Here is an 18721-nt window from a genome sequence, read left to right on the forward strand (position 1 = left end):
ATCATGGCATCAGTAAAACCGATCGATTTCAAACACGCCGATGTTGCGCCGCTGATCTCCGTCATGGAGCCCGCACGCCGGATCAGCGGTGCACCCGAGCAGAGCCTGACCAACATCTATAAAGACGCTACCGGCGCCCTCCTATCAGGCACCTGGAGTTCCGAAATCGGCAAGTGGAAAGTGGACTACAGCAACCGCCACGAGTTCTGCTATCTGTTGGAGGGTCGCATCGTCCTGACCGGCGACGATGGCGAAACCACAGCGTTCAAGGCCGGCGACGCATTCGTCATCCCGGTCGGCTTCAAGGGATCCTGGGAGGTAATCGAACCCGTAACCAAGCATTACGTCATCCTCAACACCCCCTGATCGCTATAACGGGTGGTGTGCGCAACGGCCGATTCATCCAGCACACCACTCCATAATAAAAGAGCCAACGCAGAGGCAGCACCATGCAAATTCGCAACCTTCCCGCCGATGACGGCAGCAGTGGGTGGATCAATGTCCTGCCACCTCGTGAGCCGAAGCGATTGGCGCCCCCCCTGGAAGCCGACTGGGTCATTGTCGGTGCCGGATTTACCGGTCTGGCCGCCGCGCGTCAGTTGGCACTGCATTATCCCGGTGACCGTATATTGCTTATCGACGCGCAACGCGTTGCCGATGGAGCATCAGGCCGCAACTCCGGCTTTCTCATCGACCTGCCGCATGATCTCAGCGCCCCGGACTACATCGGTGACCTGGTCGCCGCACGTAACGACATGACCCTGAACCGGGCCGCGACCGGATACCTCCGGGATATCCTTAAAAAGGAAGATATAGAGTGTCACTGGCGCGAATGCGGCAAGATCCAGGGAGCGGTCAGCACCAGCGGTATCAAGGTGCTCGATGCCTACCGCTCTGGCCTGGACCGTCTGGGCACCGAGTATCGGATGATGAATTCCGATACATTGGAACGTAAGCTGGGTACAAGCTATTACCGCCAGGGGCTGTTTACACCGGGCACCGTTCTGGTTCAGCCTGCTGCCCTGGCACGCGGCCTCGCCAATGCACTGCCGCAGAATGTCCAGTTATGTGAACAGACACCGGTAACGCAGGTCGAATACGGCACTCCGATCACGTTGACCACCCCCGGCGGCACCATCAAAACCGGCAAACTGCTGCTGACCACCAACGCGTTCGCGAAGGAGTTCGGATTTTTTGGCAATGCGCTACTCCCGGTCTTCACCTACGGCGGTATCACGCGACAGCTGACCGAGGAGGAGCAACAGCTCGTCGGTGGCGACCCCTACTGGGGCATCATCCCGGCAGACCCCTTTGGCAGCACGGTAAGACGAACGCCGGACCAGCGCATCCTGATCCGCAACACCTTCAGCTACAACCCTACCGGACGCAGTACCGATGCGATCAGGGCACGAGCACGTGATCATATCGAGAAAGGCTTCAAGGCCCGCTTCCCGAAGATCAAGAATATCGAGATTGAATACGTATGGGGTGGCGCACTCTGCCTTAGCCGCAATCATGCTCCCTATTTCGGCAAGCTCAGAGACAATGTCTACGGCGCAGGTTGCCACAATGGACTGGGGGTAACCAAGGGCACCATTGCCGGAAAGCTGCTGGCCGACTACCTGGCCGGCGAGGATTCGGAGATGTTGCGATACATGCTGTCCCGGCCGACACCGTCGGCAAACCCTCCGCGTCCGCTCCTCGACATAGGTATAAAAATGACGCTGCTATATAATCAATTGAAAGCAGGTGCAGAGCGCTGAACAACTGCACATCAAGCCGGACACTCATGACACACCCAACCGGTGAGTGGGCGGCATCCACCAAGATTCGTTCGCTGGAGTGGTTCCGTAACCATGAGCTTTCATTACCCCGGGGCTTTTGACGAAGAGATGGAGCTCGCCGAGGATGCCTCCCCCGACCTCAACGTCGGCTTTCTACTGGTCCAGGATTTCACGCTGATGCCTGTCGCCGGGTTCGTGGAATCACTGCGTTTCGCTGCAGATCGCTCATTCCGCAGTCAGCAACTCTATTGTCGCTGGGATTGGATGTCGGAGGGCAAGCAACCGGTAAAGGCCAGCTGCGGGTTGGAGATCAAGCCGCAACATGACCTTGGCAACCCCGCGCAATACGACTACATCGCCGTTGCAGGCGGCTTGCTGGATGCGGCCACATCACCGTCGGAAGCCATCCTCGACTATCTTCGCAAGGCACATGAAATGGATATACCGCTGATCGGCCTCTGCTCCGGCAGCTTTGTGCTGGCCGAAGCGGGGCTGCTCGATAACCATAAATGCGCCGTGCATTTCACGGTGTGGGAGTATTTCAAGAAGCGCTACCCAGGCGTGCAGGCCGTCGTGGATTCAGGGCACATACGCGATGGCAATATCATCACCTGCCCGGGGGGCACTGCCATCGACCTGGCGGCCGAGGTGATAGCGGCTCATTGCGGTCGTTCCAGAGCTCAAAAGGGGCTGGATTATCTCCTGGTGTCACCGCCATCCAAGGGGGCGGCCGAAGAGGATTCCGCCGAAAAGCCCTTCGACGTTGCGCGATATGAAAACCGCCTGCTTGAAAGCGCTATCATGCTGATGCAGGAGAACCTGAGCACCCCCTATTCGATCAAGAACCTGGCGGAACAACTGGATACGACCGAACGCCAGTTGACGCGACTATTCTCTACATTTCTTCACTCGGCCCCCGCAAACTACTGGAGAAAACTTCGACTGGAGCACTCCCGCCTCCTGTTGTTGAACACAACGAAGAAAGTCACCGAGATAGCCTACGAAACCGGTTTTGCGGACGCCTCCCACTTCTCTCAGTGGTACCGCAAAAGATATGGCGAAACACCCGCCGAGTTCCGTAAAAGGCGGACAAGTATCGATGCCTGAGACCACCGACCGCTACTCAACCCACCGACAAGGCCCAGAACGCAAGGAGCGGCGTGTCGATTGATCGCATGGCGTGTTTGATGCACGGTACGTTGTAGAAGGAACCGCCCACCCCCGGTGAGAACCACTCACCGTCAGCCTGGCGAAACTCCCCCTCCGACAGAACGAGGTAGACCTCTTCGGGCGCGTGTTGGTGATCTGGATATCGAACGTTCGGGGCCATCAGAGTGACGCCGAGCCAGAGGTCCTTGCGCTCTTCAATCCCGCCCGGACCGATGATCATCGCGTTGGCATGACCATCAATGAAATTTCGGCTCGCTGTCTCGCCATGGTTCGGGCGACGGCGCCACTCCAGCAACGGCTCGATAACCTTGAACCGAGCTGTCAGATGGTGAAGCGACGCATGTTCGGTTTCGACCGCCAACGCCGCATCCAGCCAGGAGCAGACAGGCAGCCGACCTCCCGGTCCCGACCGTTGCGCCCCGGGCGTTTCCAATGCGGCGGAAATCCGACGGATAGAGCGGCGCGACTCCGGCACCTGCGCGAACTGCCTGAACGCCGTAATAGCGGCCTCGGCAAACTGTTGGAGCGAGTCTCCTCTGGGTGTACTGATCGTTGAACCACTAAACATATCGATTAAAAACGAGCATGAAGTTTCATTCAAAGTTTAACAGGATAATTTGTATGCGAAGCGCTGTATTTTTCGTTAACCAATAACCTGCAGTTATCCTAAATGCCGAAAAAAGGTTGATTGTTTCACCGGCACACGAGTGACTACCATCATTCGATAGTCGGTTGCATTGTCATCTATCGGTCTGACCCTGGCCGAACTCTGCCTGAACAAGCACACACGACTGGCTAACTTCTTACGCACGCCATTCAATTGATTTGTCGTGCATTAAAACAACAAGAGTATGGCTTGGCTATCTACTGCTTTCTAATCAGAAAGCGCCGATCCACCAACCTAAAACGAGAATATTGGAATGGGTTTTAAAAGAACAATTAACGCCGTAGACACTCACTCCGGCATACCGATGCGCGTAATTACCGGCGGCGTCCCGCATATTCCGGGCGCGACGGTGTATGAAAAAATGAAGTGGCTGGAAGAGAACGACGATCAATTGCGTAAGTTGATGCTTCGTGAGCCGCGGGGCTATCCGGCACACTGCTGCAATATCATCGTGCCTCCCACCCATCCGGAAGCCGACGCAGGCTACATCATAATGGAGCAGATCGAGTATCCCGTGATGTCCGGCGGAAACACGATCTCGGTGGTGACAGTGCTGCTGGAGATGGGGCTGCTTCCCATGAAGGAGCCTGTAACCGAACTCGTGCTGGAGGCACCGGCCGGGCTGATTCGCATAACGGCGCAGTGCCAAAACGGAAAAGTGAAAGGCGTGACGTTCAAGAACGTACCCGCATTTGCCGCTCACCTTGACGCGGTAATTGACGTGCCGCACCTCGGGAAAGTAACCGTTGATGTCGGCTGGGGAGGCATGTTCTATGTAATCGCGGATGTCCGGCAGTTCCCCGGCCTCGAACTGAGCCCCAAGCACGGTGCCGAACTCACGCGCATCTCCTCGATGATCCGACAAGCCGCTATCGAACAGCTCCCGGTGGAGCATCCCGACTACCCCGGCATCGGCATCACGATATCACAACTTTCCGGACCCAGTGATGATCCCAGGGCCGATTGGAAAAACGTCGTCACCATGTCGACAGGCGAGTTTTCCTGGGATGACCCTTCGACCTGGACCGGCGCGATCGATCGCTGCCCCTGCGGTACCGGCACATGCGCCAAGATGGCGGTACTCCACGCCAAGGGCCAACTGGAGCTGAATCAGGACTTCCGTCACCAGGGCATTGTCGGCAACGTTTTCACCGGTCGCCTCGTAGAAGAAACAACGATTGCCGGTCGAAAAGCGGTTGTCCCGACGATCACCGGTACCAGTTGGATCTACGGGCTGTGCACTTACGTACTGGATCACGATGACCCCTTCACCGAGGGCTTCATGATCGGTGACATCTGGCCCTGATCAACGTCTACACGGGAAATCACCATGCACTTTATTTCCGCTCAGAGCATCAATTCATTACTGGACTGGGATGGCGTACTGGATGCACTGCATGCAGCCCACCTCGGTCCGCGACCGATAGGGGACGGCTTCTTTCTTGGGGACGCAGAGTATGGCCTGCTTGGCCGTGGCGTGGTCCTGCCGGGCTCCGGTGCCGGGCTGAAGATAGCATCCATCTGCGTTGCCAATAGCCAAGCGACCCCTCCACGCCCGATAGAAGACGCCGCCATTGTAGTCATTGACGAAGAAACCAAATCGATCAATGCGATACTCGATGGCCCCGAGATAAGCCGCTGGAAGACACCGGCCGACTCGGCGCTTGCCGCCAGACGACTCAGCCGCGAGGACAGTTCGGTTCTGCTGGTGTTGGGTGCCGGCCCGATCGCGAAAATGCTGGTTGAAGCCTACCTGCACATCCGCCCTTGCATACGCGAAGTTCTGCTATGGAATCGCACATCGGAGAAGCTGAATGAAACCCATGCCCTCTTGACGTCCAGGGGCATCAACGCGCAGATCGTTCAAGACCTCGATTCCGCGGTAAGCAGCGCCGACATCGTCGCATCCGCCACCAGCTCTTCGACTCCGCTGATTTTCGGTGAGTTCGTCAAGCCCGGAACGCACATCGATCTTCTGGGCGGATACCGTCCCGATATGCAAGAGGCCGATGCGAGCGCGCTGGCGAATGCCCGAATATTTGTCGACGATCGGTCGAACGCGGAGGCTTCAGGGGACATTTTGATCCCGCTCGAGGCGGGTGTTATCAGTCAAGAGCAGATTGAAGGAGATCTGTATGACCTTTGCCAGGATGCCGACTTTGTTCGCCATCCTGAAGATATCACTGTTTATAAAAATGCGGGGGGCGCCCATATCGATCTCGTCGTGAGTCAGCATGTCCTCGACAGACTCGAGACAAAATAATCGGTCTCATTTGGTTGTTTTTGTATTCAACAGATATCGATAACCTGAGGTTATTTTAAAAGCCAAAAAAAGGTTGATTGTGCCGCTGATACTCTACTGACTAACATCATTCAATGGTCGGTTGCATTTTTGTTGGCCGGTTTAATTAATAAAAGATAACGAAGGTAAGCCAGATGCATTTTGAAGGGATCTACACCCCTGTCATTACGCCATTTCGTGAAGATGGCTCAATCGACTTCGACGCCTTTGCCGTTCACGTCAAGTACCTGCAAGACGCCGGAGTGCATGGCCTGATGATCGGCGGTACGACGGGGGAGTACTACGTCGAGAGCCACGAAGAGCGTGTCGAACTGCTGAAAGTTGCCCGGCAGGTCTGTGGCAATGAGCTGACAATTATTTTCGGTACCGGCTCGGTTGATCCGCGCGCTTCGGTGAAGCTGGCCGAAGAGGCAGCCAAGCATGAAGCCGACGTAATTCTGGTCGCCACCCCCCCCTACTCGCTGCCGACCCAGCGTGAACTCGCGCTGCACGCACTAAAGGTCGATCGCGCCGCGAATCTGCCCGCCATGCTATACAACTACCCCGACCGAATGGGTGTAAACATGGAGGAGGAGTTCCTGGACCGCGTAGGTCGTTCCAAGAACTTCTGCGGCATCAAGGAGAGTTCCGGCGACATAAACCGTCTGCACATGCTGGCACGCGATTATCCTCATATCCAGGTGTCCTGCGGGATGGACGACCAAGCCCTGGAGTTTTTTGCCTGGGGTGCGAAAAGCTGGGTATGCGCCGGCTCCAACTTCCTTCCGAAAGAACATATTGCGCTCTATAAGGCGTGTGTCCTTGAGAACGACTTCAGAAAGGCTCGCCGCATTATGTCCGCGATGTTGCCGCTTATGCGCGTTCTGGAACAGGGCGGGAAGTTTATCCAGAGCGTGAAATACGGCGTCACGCTGGACGGTCGTGTCTCCGGCGATGTCCGCGCACCGCTGCGCGGTTTGAACAAAGATGAAAAACGGGCGATGGAGCAGGTGGTGAAAACCCTGAAGACCACCATCGCGGCCATAGAGGCCGAAGGCAACAGCCGGCCGGCCGCGACGAGCAAAAAGTCTGCCGCAACCACCGAGACCGAGGAGGTATAAGCGATGTCTGATTTGTTGACTATTGAGGAATATAAAGCGATCGCTGCCGATCTCCAACTGCCGACCATGAGCTTCGTCGATGGTGCATTCCGGCCCTCCGTCAGCGGCAACACCTTCGAGTCGATCAACCCCGCTACGGGAGAGGTGCTGGCAAATATTGCAGCCTGTAATGCGGAGGATGTCGACTTTGCGGTTGGCAAGGCTCGTGAAGCGTTCGAAGACGGACGCTGGAGCAGGCTCCACCCCAGTGAGCGCAAAGAGGTTCTGATCAAGCTTTGCAAGCTGGTACAGCAGAATAGTCACGAGTTGGCGGTCATGGAAAGCCTTGATTCCGGCAAACCGATCGCCGACTGTGAAACGATCGACATTCCGGAGTTTATCCATACCCTCTCCTGGCACGCCGAGGCGATCGACAAGATCTACGATCAGACCGCACCTGTGGGCCCGAACGCGATGGCGATGATCGTCCGTGAACCGATCGGCGTCGTGGGTGCCGTGCTGCCCTGGAACTTCCCGCTGCTCATGCTGGCGTGGAAGATCGCACCGGCACTGGCGGCCGGTTGCTCGATGGTTGTCAAACCCGCCGCGCAAACCACATTGACTGCGTTGCGGATTGCGGAACTGGCTGCGGATGCCGGTCTTCCGAAGGGGGTCCTCAACATCGTGCCCGGTAGCGGCGCCGATGTCGGTGAGCCGCTGGGCCTGCACATGGATGTGGATATGGTGACCTTCACCGGATCCACCGTAACCGGTCGCCGCTTTCTGCGCTATGCGGCCGACTCCAACATTAAAAAGGTCGTGCTGGAGCTTGGCGGCAAGAACCCGTGCATCGTGTTGGACGATGCGGAGGATCTGGACAAGGTAGCAGCACAGGTGTGTGCCGCCGCCTTCTGGAACATGGGCGAAAACTGCTCCGCCGGATCACGCCTGATCGTCCAGTCCGGCATCAAGCCGGCACTGCTGGAGCGAATCAAGGTGCACGCCCGCTCATGGAAGTTGGGTGATCCGCTGGATCCCACTCATCAACTGGGCGCCATGATCGACAAGGGCCATTTCGGAAAAGTGGCCGAATATCTTGAACTCGGAAAGTCCGAGGGCTACGACATTGTGCTGGGCGGCGAGAGCATCGACGGTACCTACATCGAGCCCACCGTTTTCGATGGTGTTTCCAGTACCGATCGTTTGGCGCGCGAGGAGATCTTCGGCCCGCTGCTGTCGGTTATCACCGTTGAAAGCTACGACGAGGCGATCGCTGTTGCCAATGACACCGAGTACGGTTTGGCCGCATCGGTCTTCACCTCCAACGCGAAGAAGGCGCTACGTGCAGCTCAGGCCATCAAGGCGGGTACCGTTACCGTCAACTGCTTCGGCGAAGGCGATATCACTACACCCTTCGGTGGTTATAAGCAGTCCGGATTCGGCGGTCGTGATAACTCGATCCATGCTCACGACCAGTATACCGAGTTGAAAACGATCTGGGTTGACCTCAGCGACGATGCCGTAGACAGCAGCATCGACTAACCCGACGACGTCATTGACAGTATCGGGATAGTGCCATTGATCCGAGCGGTCGTCTGCTCTTGCGGGCCGCTCTTTTCAATGGTGCCTGATTCACGCCGCGTGAGAGCGCACTATGAATACCAAAAAAATAAATGTTAAGCGTTTGCCCAAAGATCCCGGGCCCTCGGCCTGGAATTGCATACTTAAGCCGGAACCTCAATACCCCTCGATAACAGACGACATTCAGGCCGACTGGGTTGTGGTGGGCGGAGGCTACGCCGGTATTGCCGCCGCGCGGCGTCTGGCACAGCTGGTCAATGGCGAGAGCATTGTTCTGCTTGAGGCCGGGCGTTTGGCAGAAGGGCCTGCCGGTCGCAACAGTGGCTTCATGATCGATCTGCCTCACGAACTCAATTCGGAAAGCTACGCCGGAGCCAGAGACAAGGATCTCCAGCAGATTCGGTTGAATCGCGTCGCGATAGCCTTCGCCCAGGAGATGGCCTCTGAATACGGAATGGACGCCAAGGTGTTCGATCCCTGCGGCAAAATCACCGCTGCTGCGACCGATAAAGGGATCGCCCATATCGAGAGCTACCGAAAGCATCTGGATGCGCTTGGTGAAAGTTACACGCTGAAAAGCGCAGAGGAGTTGAAAGCCTGGACGGGAAGCGACTTTTACCGCGCAGGCCTGTTTACTCCGGGTGTGGTAATGATTCAACCTGCCGCCTTCATACGCGAAGCAGCCAGAGGGCTGAGTGACCGGGTAAGGATCTATGAGAACACCCCGGTAACCGCCATTGAAAAAGATCGCACTCTGGTGACACCCAAGGGGAAGATCCGCGCCGGCGGCATCATCCTGGCGGTGAACGGACATATACAGTCGTTTGGTTTCTATCCCAGCCGCTTGCTGCACGTGTTCACCTACGCGTCGATGACACGCAAGCTGACGCCGCAAGAGGTGCGGCGCCTGGGCGGTGTACCGGATTGGGGCATCCTGCCGGCCGACCCGCTCGGGACTACGGTACGACGCTTCTCCGACTATCAGGGCTGCGGCGACCGCATCGTGATACGCAACCACGCCACGCTCAACCAGTCGATGGAAGCCAATGATCGAAATCTGCGCAAGGCGGCCAAGCTGCAGGACCGATCCTTCGACAATCGCTTTCCGATGCTCAAAGGGGTCGAAATGGAGTACCGCTGGGGCGGTCGGCTGTGTTTGTCCTGGAACTCTGTGCCCGCGTTCGGAGAGATGGAAGACCGAATCTGGTCGGCCTGCTGTCAAAACGGCTTGGGAACGGTAAAGGGCACCCTATCCGGCATGATGGCTGCAGAGATGGCCGTATTGGGAGAGGGATCGTCAACAACTCTCAGGGACTTCCTCGATCATCAACAGCCGAAGAGATTGCCGCCCGAACCCTTCCTGTCGATCGGGGCCAACCTGACGATGCGGTTAAAGGAGTGGCAGGCAGGTGATGAGCTGTAGACATGCTCTCTTGCCCATATCGCTTAGCCGGTACTGAGGAGTTCACTATTCATTCTGGATGCGGATGATTACCACCATCGCAACCGACCTCATAACCTCTAAGTTAATCCTTAAATATCAATCAACTACAAGCAATCCAAATTCACTGACAGACTAACCCATGACTGACGATAACTTCAGGTTATGAAAAGCAGGGAGAATATATCATTGGACCTTTTTTGGAATAGATTAATATACTCCAGTTAAGGTTTCCAATTTTTATCTTCTTAAATTTCAAGATGAGTATAATCATCAGAAAATAGAAGATAAAAGAAGACTGGTTATCTGAATTGTCACGACAAGGATTCCAATCGGTTTATAACTGACCTGAATTACTGGAAATCTCGATAATATAAATAATCAACAAAAAACCGGGACAAAAGCATGAGAACGTTCGCAAAAAAAATTTTAAAGTCGACTCAGCTCATTGCCATTTCAGCTGCGCTGGGCCTTACTGGCGCGTTGAACGCCGCAGCAAGCGATAACGAGTACAAGTTCAAGCTGGCTCTTGAATCGGGTGATAGAGAGTCCGCCTCCGGCGTATCCATGCGGATGTGGGCGGATCTTATCGAGAAAAACTCCGATGGCAGAATGAAAGTCAATGTCTTCTATCAGGGTGAGCTCGGTGGTCAGCAAGAGATGTTTGATCAGCTGGCGAAGGGCAATATCGATATGATGTTGACCTGGCCCCAGACCTCATACGATGAGCGCTTGGCCGTAAACTATATCCCTTATCTCACACTGGGCTGGGAGGATGCGCTTAAAGCCTACGGAAACGATGGCTGGCTGAAGGGCATTCTTGGCCCGATCTATGCCGAGATCGGCCTCAAGTACTTCGGCCCCTATCCTGAAGGGTTTGGCGGCATTGCAACCAAAGGGCGTTACGCTACCACCTATGACAGCGCGCAGGGGATGAAGGTCCGTTCTCAGCCCGTATTCCCGCTGCCTCAGACCTTGAAAGCCATGGGCTTCCAGGCTGTGCCGATCGACTGGAACGAGGTGTACACCGCAATCCAGACCGGTGTGGTAGATGGCGACTCCAGTAATGTAATCTACTGGGACTACCAGTACTTCCGCGATCAGCTCGACTACTACGTTCATACCAAGCACAACTTCTCATCCTACGCGCTGTTGATGAACAATGAAAACTGGGAAAAGCTGGACGCAGAGGACCAGAAAATTATCGCCGACGCGGCCCAGGCGGTCATCGACAAGCAGTTTGTCGATGCAAAAGCTGAAGATGAGAAGTGGATCAAGGCTGCGCAAGAAGGCGGAATGGAGTATATCGTTCCGACAACCGAAGAGATGGCTGACTGGGTCAAGCGTGTGCGCGAGGAAGTATGGCCGATTGCAGAAGAATCTCTTGGCAAGGAGCTGATGGACAAGATTCGAGCAAACGCATCGGTTCCACAATAAGTTAACAGCCAATCCTGTTAGTGCCCCTCGATTATGGGACTAGATAGTCGGTTTGAAAAAACCGACTATCTTATTTCTAAGTACCACAGGAGCTATTTATGAACGGCATACTCTCTTTCATCTCTAAAATAGATGTTGTTGTCGCGTTTATTGTGAAGCCGATCGTCATCTTTCTCAGTGCGGCCGTCGCTTTCATGATGGCTTACGGAGTCCTGACCCGCTCAGTGATGGATCAGCCTGTCTTTGGGCTGGAGGAACTGGTGCTGATGGCGGCTATGTGGCTTTACATGTTGGGTGCCGTACTGGCCTCACGCGAGCGCTCACATCTGACGGCTGATTTCGTCCAGGTGGTATGCAGCAATCCGACAGTCATCCGCTTCATGCATCTCGTCGCTACGGCGATATCCCTTTTCATGGCAGTCATGTTTTCGACCTGGGCATACGATCTGATGAGCTGGGGAATTGAAAAGGGACAGACAACCACAGTTTTTCATATCCCTTGGTATATATCACAGAGCAGTTTGTTTTTTGCCAGCACTCTACTTGTCTTCTATTTGATTAGAGACTTCTTTAACGATCTACAGAAACTGCGTGGGGTGGCAGTCGAGTAATTTTCAGAAGGGATTAAATAACTTTAATAATATAAAGGTATTTTCTATGGGTGCTGTATTTGCAATCGCTACGGTAATTGTGCTGATGATGATCGGCGTGCCGGTAGTGTTCTCATTCGCCGCTATGACACTGGTCCTGTCCATAGCTTATGGTATCGATGTATCATCCTTGATGACGACAGGCTTCTGGTCCGTCAACTCGATTATTCTTTTGGCGCTCCCGCTGTTCGTAATGACCGGCTACCTCATGCAGGCAGGTGGACTGGCAACACGGCTGGTACTCTTTGTGGAGGCACTGGTCGGCAAGTCACGTAGTGGTATGGGTTCATCGATGGTCGTTGCATGCGGCATTTTCGGGGCCATATCCGGTACCGCTTCGGCTGCGGTAGCATCCATCGGAACCATCATGATCGGTCCGATGGAGAAGCACGGCTACAAGCGCGAATATACCAGTGCGCTTCTGGGTATCTCCTCACTGCTGGGGCTGCTGATCCCTCCCAGCATCACGATGATCCTGTATGCGGTAGTAACAAGGCAGTCGGTCGCTGCATGCTTTCTGGCGACAATCGGCCCCGGCATACTTCTGATTATCCTGCTATGCCTGATGAACTGGTGGAAGATGCGACATCATCCGGATCCGGCAGCCGAAACCCTCTCGTTCAATAAACGGATGGAGCATATCGGTCAGACCGGATGGAAAGCCTTACCCGCCCTGGTATTACCCATCATCATACTGGGCGGCATCTACGGTGGTGTCTTTACGCCGACCGAGGCTGCGGCGATCGCGGTTGTCTACTCTATACCGGTAGGGCTGTTTGTTTACCGCGAACTGGACCTGAAAAAAATGGGGCGCTGCTTCGTGGAGGCTGCAGCGACAACCGGTGTCATCATGGTGATACTGGTATTCTCGTTCGTGGCAAGCCGCATATTCACGTTTGAGGGCGTTCCACAGGAACTGACCGATGTACTGATGGATCTCTTCAAGGACAAGTTGATGATCCTGTTGGTAGTCAATATATTCCTGATTCTGCTCGGAATGATAATGGATGATGTAAGCGTTGTCGCAATCATCAGTCCGTTGCTGCTTCCCGTCATGGTCCACATAGGTGTAGATCCGATCCATTTTGCTGCCATCGTCGGGACCAGCGTCGTTATCGGCTGCAACAGCCCTCCAATGGCGCCGATCCTGTTCATGACCTGCCGCATAGGCAATGTGGGTATGTCTCAGGTAATGAAGCCTGCATTGGGTTTCATGGCCTTTGCGGCACTGCCGGTTATGTTGGTTACGACATATTGGCCACCGCTGGCACTGTACTTGCCCAAGCTTTTTGGCTATATGTGACGGATATTACAAAGAATAGCAGGCCGAGTACATTTTCGGCCTGCTATGTTTATTTTCCGTGCCATACGTACTAAAACTATTGCTCTGCAGGAAACACATTGTGAATATGCGCGTGTACTCTGAAACCAGAGTACAAAGCTTGTACCACCGACACATATAATAAATCATAGCTCATCAGTCCAACTAAATACTCTGACCAACTGTCAGAAAAACATACCACATCTTCAACACCTAAAATAAAAGCACTTTTTGTTTCTTGACAATTTATCGATGGCATCTTCCATAGGGGCTGTCGACGTAATGGTCACATCTAACCTATTATCACCCGAACCCATATTTGAAGTCATTACCAGTTGCATAGAGGGATCGAAGGTTGACAGTGATTTAAGCACATTCTCGTTATTATATGGAGCTTAGATTACATAAATGCAGAAAATTGCTTCTTAAAACAAAATGTAGCACAAGTAAAATAGCTACAATCTGTGGATTTATAAGCCATACTCATTTTATCCATAGTTTAAAAAAATGTACGGCGCGTCACAACGAACGTCGAACTAGAAGGGAAAGATATTTTTAATTGATTTATTTTTAATATTTTTTTAGGATACCAAAAGGTTGGGGCATCTTGCGACTACAATCCAAACTGACCGCGATCGAACGTTTCTACCTCTCCTTATCACCAGATAGAGGCTCCAGTCCCACTATGGTCAGGCATGCAGATCCAGACAAGGTCTTAGTCAAAATGCCTTCACTTAGAGCAGTGAAGTCGTTCGTTGCAGCAGCAAAGTACCTGAACTTTACACGTGCCGCCGAGTCTCTCTGTGTCAGCCAGGCGGCAATCAGCCGACAAATTCGCGAACTGGAAGCCTACTTGGGGGTCGATCTATTCAAACGCGTAGGTCGCGCGGTCGAACTGACTGAAGCCGGGGCAATATTCTATGATGCCGCATACCTCTCATTTATAAACATCGCACAGGCAGCAGAGCGTATCCGAAATGTTGGTGCAAATAAGAAAATGCTGACCATATGCTGTACACCGGCTTTCTCATCGCTTTGGTTATCCAGGAGACTACCCTCTTTTTTTTCCGATAATCCTGATATTGATATCAATGTAGTTACAACCGAAAACTTCTTGCAGATGGAACCTGGAGTTTATCCTGATATATTCATAAACAAGAGTGCAGACCTAAGAGAAGGCTATCATTCAGTTCCGCTTTTTCATGATTTAATCTACCCCGTTTGTACACCCACCTACTTGAAACTACATCCTGAAGTAGACACCTTGAACGGATTATGTCGTGCTGCGTTATTGAACTTGAGCCCTTATGGACGTGCCCAGGTTGCAGAACACTTGGACTGGGGAGTATGGTTTTCATTTTTTAACATAGAAATAGAAGATCAGCTACAAAACAAACCCCATATATTCAACGCAAATGATTATAATATGCTGATGCAGATGGTGCTGAATGATCAAGGTGTTTCCTTAGGCTGGAACCATCTTGTACGACCATTAATAGAAGAGGAAAAACTGGTTTCGCCTGTAACGGAAAAGGTAGAGTTAAAAGAAAAGATACACTATTTAACCTATTTGGAAAGCAAGTCAACCAATGAAGCGTTTCTTAAGTTTCGAGATTGGTTATTCAAGGCTGTAGAACTTGAGATTACCTCAGTTCATGTGAGATAAAGGATGCTCCCCGCTCCGCAGGACTGAAAGTAGAATCTCTATCGTCGGTGCAGGGGGCTCTTGAGTACGTCCGGTCACTTCGCGAATAAACCTTGCACGAAATTGTCATATAATATCACTCCATTCACCCCCTTCTTATACGGCACTGACCGATAACGTCAGATAGCTTGGCGAATCCTGTCATTGTCGATTTTCATCCCTGCCCTAGACTTAGAACACCATGCACAACAAGAAACGGGTGACGTCATCCATCGTCGCCCAACACTGCTACGGAGCCTGACCATGTTGATGGAAGGAAAAACGATTCACGTTGCAGCGGTTGATGAGGGGATCTACGAGCTGGTGTTCGCCAGCGAGCACTCCGTCAACACGCTGAACCGGGCCACCCTGGCCGAGCTGCAGGAGGCGGTCACCGCCCTCAAGGCCACCGCCGATGTTCGCGGCCTGATGATCACCAGCACCAAGGATAGCTTTATCGTCGGTGCCGATATCACCGAATTCATGGGGATGTTTGCGGCCGGCGAAGCGGCGATCGTCGAGGGTCTTTCGCAGATCAACGCGCTGTTCTCCAGCATTGAGGAGCTGCCCTTCCCCACCGTTGCCGCGATCAACGGCCTGGCCCTCGGCGGCGGTTTCGAGATCTGTCTGACCTGCGACTACCGGGTGCTGACCGCAGGCGCCAAGGTGGGTCTGCCGGAGGTGAAGCTGGGGATCTACCCGGGTTGGGGCGGCACCGTACGCCTGCCGCGGCTGATCGGTGTGGATAACGCCAACGAGTGGATCTGCGGTGGTGCCGAGAACCGGGCCGACAAGGCGCTGAAGGATGGCGCGGTGGATGCCGTGGTCGCCCCTGAGCAGCTGCGCGATGCCGCGCTGGAGCTGCTGCGCGGCTGCATCGCCGGCAAGTTCGACTACCTGGCTCGACGGACCGAGAAACGCAGCCCGATCAAGCTGAACCAGATCGAGATGATGATGGCGTTCGAATCGGCCAAGGGTGTTATCGGTGCCAAGGCCGGTCCCCACTACCCTGCGCCGATGGCGGCGATCAAGACCATGCAGAGCCATGCCACCAAGGAGCTGGACGATGCTCTGGTGATCGAAGCGAAAGGCTTCGCAAAGCTGGCCACCAACGAGGTGACCCCGGCGCTGGTCGGGCTGTTCCTGAAGGATCAGCTGGTCAAGAAGGTCGGCAAGAAGTACGAAGCCGACACAGCCCCGGTCAAACAGGCCGCAGTGCTCGGCGCCGGTATCATGGGTGGCGGTATCGCCTACCAGAGCGCCTCTCGCGGCACACCGATCCTGATGAAGGATATCAACGAAGATGCCCTGCAACTGGGTCTGGACGAAGCCGCCAAACTGCTCAACAAGCAGCTGGAGCGCGGCAAGATCGATGCGCCGAAGATGGCCAAGGCACTGGGCCATATCCGTCCTACGCTGAGCTACGGCGACTTCGGCAACGTGGACCTGGTGGTCGAGGCGGTGGTCGAGAACCCCAAAGTGAAGAAGAGCGTGCTGGCCGAGGTGGAAGCCCAGCTGCCGGAGGGCGCGATCCTCGCCTCCAACACCTCCACCATCTCGATCACCGAGTTGGCCACGGCATTGAAACACCCGGAAAACTTCTGCGGCATGCACTTCTTCAACCCGGTACACCGGATGCCGCTGGTCGAAGTGATCCGCGGCAAGAAAACCTCCGCTGAAGCGGTGGCGCGCACCGTCGCCTACGCCAAGGCACTGGGCAAGACACCGATCGTGGTTAACGACTGTCCAGGCTTCCTGGTCAACCGCGTGCTCTTCCCCTATTTCGCCGGTTTCTCCGCTTTGCTGCGCGACGGCGCCAACTACCTACAGATAGATAAGGTGATGGAAGGTTTCGGCTGGCCGATGGGTCCGGCCTACCTGCTCGACGTGGTCGGCATAGATACCGCATGCCACGCCGACGGTGTTATGGCCGCGGGCTTCCCGGACCGCATGTCCCATGAGGGCGAAACCGCCATCGAGCGGCTGTACAGCCTCAAGCGTCTGGGCCAGAAAAACGGCCTGGGCTTCTATCGCTACGAGCTGGACCGCAAGGGCAAGCCGAAGAAGCTGGTCGACGAGGAGCTGCCGAAGCTGCTCGAGGGCAGTGTCGGTTCTGCACGTGAGTTCGGCGACGAGGAGATCATCGCCCGCATGATGATCCCGCTCTGCATCGAAACCGTGCGCTGCCTCGAAGAGGGGATCGTCGGCTCCGCCGCCGAGGCGGATATGGCCCTGGTCTACGGCATCGGTTTCCCGCCGTTCCGCGGCGGTGCGCTGTACTACATCGACCAGATGGGGCTGGATGTGTTCTGCCGGCTGGCCGACAGGTTCAGCGACCTGGGTAAGCTGTACCAGCCCACCGACAAGATGCGCGAGATGGCCGCTGCCGGCCAGAAATATTTCGGAAAGGAGAGCAGAGCATGAGCCTGAAACCTACAGATGTGGTCATCGTCGATGGCCTGCGTACCCCGATGGGACGCTCTAAGGGTGGTTGCTTCCGCAATGTTCGCGCCGAAGAACTCTCCGCCGCCACCATCCGCGGCCTGCTGGCACGCAACCCGCAGGTCGACCCGAACGCCATCGAGGATGTGATTTGGGGCTGCGTTAACCAGACCCTGGAGCAGGGCTTCAACATCGCCCGTAACGCCTCGCTGCTGGCCGGTCTGCCGCACAGCGTGGCCGGCCAGACCGTCAACCGCCTGTGCGGCTCGTCGATGTCGGCACTGCACACCGCCGCCCAGGCGATCCAGACCGGCAACGGCGATATCTTCATCGTCGGCGGTGTCGAGCATATGGGCCATGTGGCGATGGATCACGGTGTGGATATCAACCCGGCATTGTCCAAGCAGGTGGCCAAGGCATCAATGATGATGGGCCTGACCGCCGAGATGCTCGGTCGCATGAACATGGTCTCCCGCGAGGATCAGGATGCCTTCGGTGCCCGCTCGCATCAGCTCGCCTACCAGGCACAGATCGACGGCCGCTGGGGCAACGAGATCCTGCCGATCGAGGGCCACGACGAACGCGGTTTCAAGACACTGGTCGAGCAGGATGAGGTGATCCGTCCGGAAACCACGGTGGAGACTCTGGCCACGCTGAAGCCGGTATTCGTGCCCAAGGTGGGCACCGTCACCGCCGGCACCTCCTCGGCGATCTCCGATGGCGCCTCTGCGATGCTGGTGATGTCCGCGGCCCGCGCCGCCGAACTGGGGGTCACGCCGCGCGCCCGAATACTGAGCATGGCGGTGGCCGGCTGTGATCCATCCATCATGGGCTATGGCCCGGTGCCGGCATCGCAGAAAGCGTTGCAACGCGCCGGACTGACCACGGCGGATCTGGATATCGTTGAGCTGAACGAGGCGTTCGCCGCCCAGGCGATCTCGGTACTCAAGGGACTGCGCCTGCTCGACGAGCTGGATACCAAGGTCAACCTCAATGGCGGCGCCATCGCTCTGGGCCATCCTCTGGGCTGCTCCGGCACCCGCATCTCCACCACGCTGATCAACGTGATGGAGCAGCAGAACGCCACGCTGGGTCTGGCCACCATGTGTATCGGCATGGGCCAGGGCATTGCAACGGTGTTCGAGCGGTTGAACTGATCCCGT

General features: G+C 55.2%; 15 protein-coding genes. 14 read left to right on the forward strand and 1 reads right to left on the reverse strand.

The genetic code is table 11. From position 1 onward, the window contains the following. Positions 1-3: 3 nt before the first annotated feature. From KQ940_RS09300 to KQ940_RS09310, 3 genes are all read left to right on the forward strand, one after another. On the forward strand, positions 4-366 hold the full coding sequence (locus KQ940_RS09300) for a cupin domain-containing protein (RefSeq protein ID WP_217413217.1): 363 nt from the start codon (positions 4-6) through the stop codon (positions 364-366). Between the two features lie 83 nt (positions 367-449). Further along, entirely contained in the window at positions 450-1763 is a 1314-nt protein-coding gene (locus tag KQ940_RS09305) for an NAD(P)/FAD-dependent oxidoreductase (RefSeq protein WP_217413218.1), read from the forward strand. 93 nt (positions 1764-1856) lie between these two features. Beyond that, positions 1857-2891 carry a GlxA family transcriptional regulator gene (locus tag KQ940_RS09310; protein ID WP_217413219.1) on the forward strand — a complete coding sequence of 345 codons (1035 nt, stop codon included), beginning with the start codon at positions 1857-1859 and terminating at the stop codon, positions 2889-2891. A gap of 16 nt (positions 2892-2907) precedes the next feature. Here KQ940_RS09310 and KQ940_RS09315 read toward each other — a convergent pair whose 3' ends face one another. Beyond that, a complete protein-coding gene (locus KQ940_RS09315; RefSeq protein WP_217413220.1) occupies positions 2908-3522 on the reverse strand; it encodes a dimethylsulfoniopropionate lyase in 615 nt (204 codons plus the stop codon). A 352-nt stretch (positions 3523-3874) separates the two neighbouring features. On the opposite strand from KQ940_RS09315, the gene KQ940_RS09320 reads away from it, so the two are divergent. The 11 genes from KQ940_RS09320 to fadA all read left to right on the forward strand — a co-directional run bounded on the left by KQ940_RS09320 (position 3875) and on the right by fadA (position 18715). After that, positions 3875-4927 (forward strand): proline racemase family protein, encoded by a 1053-nt coding sequence (locus tag KQ940_RS09320; RefSeq protein WP_217413222.1) that lies wholly within the window; start codon positions 3875-3877, stop codon positions 4925-4927. A 24-nt stretch (positions 4928-4951) separates the two neighbouring features. Beyond that, entirely contained in the window at positions 4952-5884 is a 933-nt protein-coding gene (locus KQ940_RS09325) for an ornithine cyclodeaminase family protein (RefSeq protein ID WP_217413224.1), read from the forward strand. Positions 5885-6057: 173 nt separating this feature from the next. Next, entirely contained in the window at positions 6058-7023 is a 966-nt protein-coding gene (locus KQ940_RS09330) for a dihydrodipicolinate synthase family protein (protein WP_217413226.1), read from the forward strand. A gap of 3 nt (positions 7024-7026) precedes the next feature. Next, entirely contained in the window at positions 7027-8544 is a 1518-nt protein-coding gene (locus tag KQ940_RS09335; protein ID WP_217413228.1) for an aldehyde dehydrogenase, read from the forward strand. Positions 8545-8656: 112 nt separating this feature from the next. Next, entirely contained in the window at positions 8657-10006 is a 1350-nt protein-coding gene (locus KQ940_RS09340; protein ID WP_217413230.1) for an NAD(P)/FAD-dependent oxidoreductase, read from the forward strand. A gap of 423 nt (positions 10007-10429) precedes the next feature. Then, the gene (gene dctP, locus KQ940_RS09345) at positions 10430-11461 is read left to right on the forward strand and encodes a TRAP transporter substrate-binding protein DctP (protein ID WP_217413232.1); all 1032 of its coding nucleotides are present in this window, start codon (positions 10430-10432) and stop codon (positions 11459-11461) included. Between the two features lie 98 nt (positions 11462-11559). Beyond that, positions 11560-12072: a TRAP transporter small permease gene (locus tag KQ940_RS09350; RefSeq protein WP_217413234.1), complete on the forward strand. Its 513-nt coding sequence runs from the start codon at positions 11560-11562 to the stop codon at positions 12070-12072. Between the two features lie 46 nt (positions 12073-12118). Continuing rightward, positions 12119-13414 carry a TRAP transporter large permease gene (locus KQ940_RS09355; protein ID WP_217413237.1) on the forward strand — a complete coding sequence of 432 codons (1296 nt, stop codon included), beginning with the start codon at positions 12119-12121 and terminating at the stop codon, positions 13412-13414. Positions 13415-14039: 625 nt separating this feature from the next. Beyond that, the gene (locus KQ940_RS09365) at positions 14040-15098 is read left to right on the forward strand and encodes a LysR family transcriptional regulator (RefSeq protein WP_246589918.1); all 1059 of its coding nucleotides are present in this window, start codon (positions 14040-14042) and stop codon (positions 15096-15098) included. Positions 15099-15380: 282 nt separating this feature from the next. Then, positions 15381-17540 carry a fatty acid oxidation complex subunit alpha FadB gene (gene fadB / locus KQ940_RS09370; RefSeq protein WP_217413241.1) on the forward strand — a complete coding sequence of 720 codons (2160 nt, stop codon included), beginning with the start codon at positions 15381-15383 and terminating at the stop codon, positions 17538-17540. After that, positions 17537-18715 carry an acetyl-CoA C-acyltransferase FadA gene (gene fadA / locus KQ940_RS09375; RefSeq protein WP_217413243.1) on the forward strand — a complete coding sequence of 393 codons (1179 nt, stop codon included), beginning with the start codon at positions 17537-17539 and terminating at the stop codon, positions 18713-18715. The genes fadB and fadA overlap by 4 nt, the downstream gene beginning before the upstream one ends. Positions 18716-18721 lie beyond the last annotated feature (6 nt).

It is taken from the genome of Marinobacterium ramblicola (assembly GCF_019084545.1).
Lineage (GTDB): Bacteria > Pseudomonadota > Gammaproteobacteria > Pseudomonadales > Balneatricaceae > Marinobacterium_D > Marinobacterium_D ramblicola.